Genomic DNA, 4,427 nt, shown 5'->3' on the forward strand with positions numbered 1-4,427 from the left:
CTGGCCTACGAACCGGTTTGGGCAATAGGAACCGGCAAAACGGCAACGCCTGAAGAAGGGCAGGAAATGCACAAATTCATCCGGCAACTCATCAGGGACAATTTTAGCGATGATGCTGCAGAAAATACTTCCGTTTTATATGGTGGTAGCTGCAAACCGTCAAACTCCGAAGAACTTTTCAAACAGCCGGATATTGACGGCGGGCTAATAGGCGGAGCATCCCTCAAATCAAAAGATTTTGTTGAATTAACCAAAACTTTCAGCTAATCGTAAGGATGAACACGGTTGAACTGCATTGCATCATACATGCAGATAAATACGAGAAACAAAATATCTCAGATATATTATTGGCCCAGCTCTCAGAGCTGGGCTTTTATGCTTTTCAGAATATCCCGGAAGGACTTAAAGCTTATATTGCGGAGAACAATTTTGACTTTGAAGAAGTCCGCAATTTACCCCTGCTGTATATCTATCCAGATTACATTGAGTTCCATACCCAAATTATTGAAGAGAAAAACTGGAATAAGGAATGGGAGAAAAACTTCAAACCTGTAAGAATTGGGAATGATATATTGGTTAGAGCCCCGTTTCATGACAAAGTAGAAAATTTCAGGTATGAAATTGTCATCGAGCCGAAAATGTCCTTCGGCACCGGACATCATTCCACCACCATACTAATGATGGAATCCGTGCTTGAACTCGGCCTTGCCGGAAAAAAAGTCCTGGATATGGGCTGCGGAACCGGAATTCTGGCCATACTGGCATCAAAAAGGGGGGCGGAAGAAGTGTGGGCTGTGGATAACAATGAATGGGCCTGGCAAAATTCCCGGGAAAATGCCGAAATGAATAACATCCCAAACATCAAGATCCTTCAGGGTACTGCCCGGGATATTGAAACCTACCAATTTGATATCATTCTGGCCAATATCAATCTGAATACATTGCTGGAAGACCTCCCTGTTTACTCCAACTGTCTCCCCGATAAAGGCGAATTGATCTTAAGCGGCATATACCGGGGCGATATGAAAAAGATCGAAAAAAAGTCTAACCAATATGGGCTTTATTACGTAACGCATAAGGAAAGAAACTTATGGGTAGCTATGAAACTGAAAAAGAATGTTTCTGCGTAATAAACCAATATTTTGATGAATGGATCAATAAAGCTTTTGATTTTTTTCACAGCAGACAGTTGAAGTTAAATTCTAAAACAGATTTGATTTGAAATTGCAGTATATACTGAAATCCAGCATATTTTGTATTGCATGTGTATTTTTTGTTGCACCAAAAATAACAGACGCTCAAAAAATAGAGGAATTTCCGGAGGACTCCGCAGAATTTATAGAAACCCTATCCGAATATCTTGAAAAAAGAATAAAGAAAAGCAATGAGGAAACGTTTGAGAAATTCAGGGAATATTGGACAACTGGAAAATTTACATCTGAGAAACGGGATACCATTGTATATATGGCCAATACCTTACTGCAAAACAATGCGAAAAGAGAGCCACATTTCACCACCATGCTTGATTTCCTGATCCGGTTGAACAATACAGACTTCGAATCAGAATATTTCCCAACCTGGATGAAAGGTTTCCATCATCTTATCCGTGAGAAAAAAAGAAAATTAAAGAAAATAACCGGTTATTTTCATTTCACACTCAATTTCATCGAATCGGACAGATTATATTCCTCAAGATCCCGCAAATGGTATGCGAACGGTAACAACTACCAATTTACCTATGATACCACCATAAAAGTAATTTATTCTGAAACCCGCTTAAAATGTAAACAGCGGAATGACAGCATTAGAATTTACAATACTGAGGGAATGTATTTACCTTTTAAAGAACAATGGAACGGAAAGGGAGGTAAGGTCACCTGGGAACGTGCAGGATATTCCCCCGGCAATGTATATGCTGAATTGAGCGATTATACAATTGATATGTCCATGGCCGAATATCAGGCTGATTCTGTTCAATTTACCAACACACTTTACTTCGATCGTCCCATTCAAGGGACTTTGGAAGAGAAACTGGTTCATGTAATCGAACCGGCCGACGCTGTTTATCCTGTCTTTGATTCTTACCAGAAAGTTTTTGAAATTCCGGAAATTTACAAAAACATGCATTATACAGGGGGATTTCGGATGAAAGGGGCGCAATTCATTGGAAATAGCGGAAAAAACAGGGATGCCATCCTTAAAGTTCACCGCAATGATAAAATTTTTATGACAGCCCGGGCAGAAACATTTATCCTTCAAAAGAATAAAGCTGTATCCCGCCGAGCAAACATTACCATCCATCTGAAGCAGGATTCTATATATCATACGGGATTGCAGTTTACCTATAATGTAAACCAACAAAACATAGAACTGACTTCAAACGACAACATGCTATCAGAAAGCGTCTATTACAACACCTATCATCAGGTTTCAATGAATTTTGAGCGGTTATTATGGAATACAAATGAAGATAAGATCCATTTGACACGGAGTAAAAATTCTTCCCGGGGACAGGCAACATTCACTTCAATGAACTATTATACTTTGGATGAATGGATCAGGCTGGAGATGAGGGACCGCAAACATCCCCTGATTGCCATCCGGAATTATTCCGATAAAGCAGATAGCAGAAGGTTCGATGCCGGTGAATACGCCAAATATATGAGACTGCCCGCCCATCAGGTACGGCAAAGACTCATGTATCTGGCACAGGACGGATTTATTTTTTATAGCCCGGAATCCGATACAGTAACCATTAACGATAAACTTTTTGACTATATCCAGGCCAGAATAGGAAAAATTGACTATGATGTGATCCGGCTCAATTCACAGGTGGAATCACCCAGTCACAATGCCGTACTGGATTTATCGAACATGAACCTCGACATAAATGGAGTACAGAAGGTGTTTGTGAGTGATTCCCAGAATGTAATCATCTATCCCCATCATAGAGAAATCACCATGAAAAAGAACCGCCGGATGGATTTTGGAGGAGTGGTGGTTGGCGGCCTTTTTACCTTTTTTGGTGACAGCATGTCCTTTAACTATGAAGATTTCAATATCGCAATGAATAGAATTGATTCATTACATATAAAATTTAAAACGGATGAACGCAATGAATATGGCCAAAAATTGCTAGCCAATGTACAAAATACCATCAATGACCTGACAGGCAAATTGCATATTGACAATCCCAATAATAAATCGGGAAAGGAAAATTTTCCAGACTTTCCGACATTTGAAGGAGAAAAGGAATCCTACGTATATTACGACGATCTGTTCAACGGACCCTATAAAAAAGAAAATTTTTACTTCAAACTGGATCCATTCACCATGGACAGCCTGGATAACTTTACCCCCGAGCACATGAAATTCGAGGGGACTTTCCGTTCTGCCGGTATTTTCCCACCTATTGAAGAAACATTGGTTCTCCGGGATGACAACTCGCTGGGCTTTGAAAGAACAACCTCAGAGGAAGGGTTGCCGCTCTATGACGGGAAGGGGCACTATTACCAAAAAATTGACATGAGCAACAAAGGGCTGAAGGGTGAAGGCAAACTCACCTACCTTACTTCCACTGCAGTAACCGATGACGTCTTGTTTTTCCCCGACTCCACTTCCATTCATGCCAATGAATTCAATATAGCTCAAAAAACCACGGGTATAGAATACCCGGATGTTGCCTCGAAAGGAGTGAATATCCAATGGTATCCTAAAGAAAACGACATGCAGATCCGCCAATCCGATGAAGCTTTTACCATGTACGGGGGAAAATCGAGCCTCAATGGCTACCTGAACCTGAAACCCACTGGATTGACAGGTAAAGGCAAACTGGATATGAAGAAAGCCCTTTTGACATCGCAAAGCCTTGAATTTGAAAGTCAGGCTTTTGATGCAGATACGGCAAATTTTGAACTTCAAACATCAGACCGCGATGCAACGGCCTTCAGGTCGGATACACTCAATGCCCATGTGAATTACGACCATCAGACAGCCCGGTTTAATACCATAAATAATTATTCGGTTTCAGAATTTCCGCGGAATTTATACCTCAGCTACCTGGACGAATTTGTCTGGAAAATGGACAAGGATACCCTGGAAGTTGAATCTACACCTAAACCTACAGATGGTTCGGATTCCGAACTGGCAGCATTGAAAGACGGTGAGCAGAAAGGAGCATTGTACATGTCAACCCATAAATCTCAGGATTCCCTGCGTTTTGCCTCACGGGAAATGACCTACAGTATACCCGATAATACGATGAATGCAAGGCAGGTTGAACATATATTCACAGCAGATGCCAGGATTCTGCCCAATGAGGAGAAAGTAACCATACGAGAAGAAGCTTCAATGGACACATTGAGGGAAGCCAAACTGATTGCCGGCCGGGATGAAAAGTATCATGAAATTTTCAATGCAGACATTAA

Annotated in this window: 3 protein-coding genes; all 3 read left to right on the plus strand. The window is 41.0% G+C overall.

Annotated elements, in window-relative coordinates; translation table 11 throughout:
* Positions 1-267, plus strand: a 267-nt coding sequence (locus KGY70_12965; protein MBS3776097.1) for a triosephosphate isomerase, incomplete at its 5' end; no start/stop codon positions are given.
* An 8-nt stretch (positions 268-275) separates the two neighbouring features.
* Positions 276-1,130 carry a 50S ribosomal protein L11 methyltransferase gene (gene prmA, locus KGY70_12970; protein ID MBS3776098.1) on the plus strand — a complete coding sequence of 285 codons (855 nt, stop codon included), beginning with the start codon at positions 276-278 and terminating at the stop codon, positions 1,128-1,130.
* An 88-nt stretch (positions 1,131-1,218) separates the two neighbouring features.
* A partial coding sequence (locus KGY70_12975) for a hypothetical protein (protein MBS3776099.1) occupies positions 1,219-4,427 on the plus strand: 3,209 nt, incomplete at its 3' end.

The organism is Bacteroidales bacterium, assembly GCA_018334875.1.
Taxonomy (GTDB): Bacteria; Bacteroidota; Bacteroidia; order Bacteroidales; family UBA12077; genus JAGXLC01.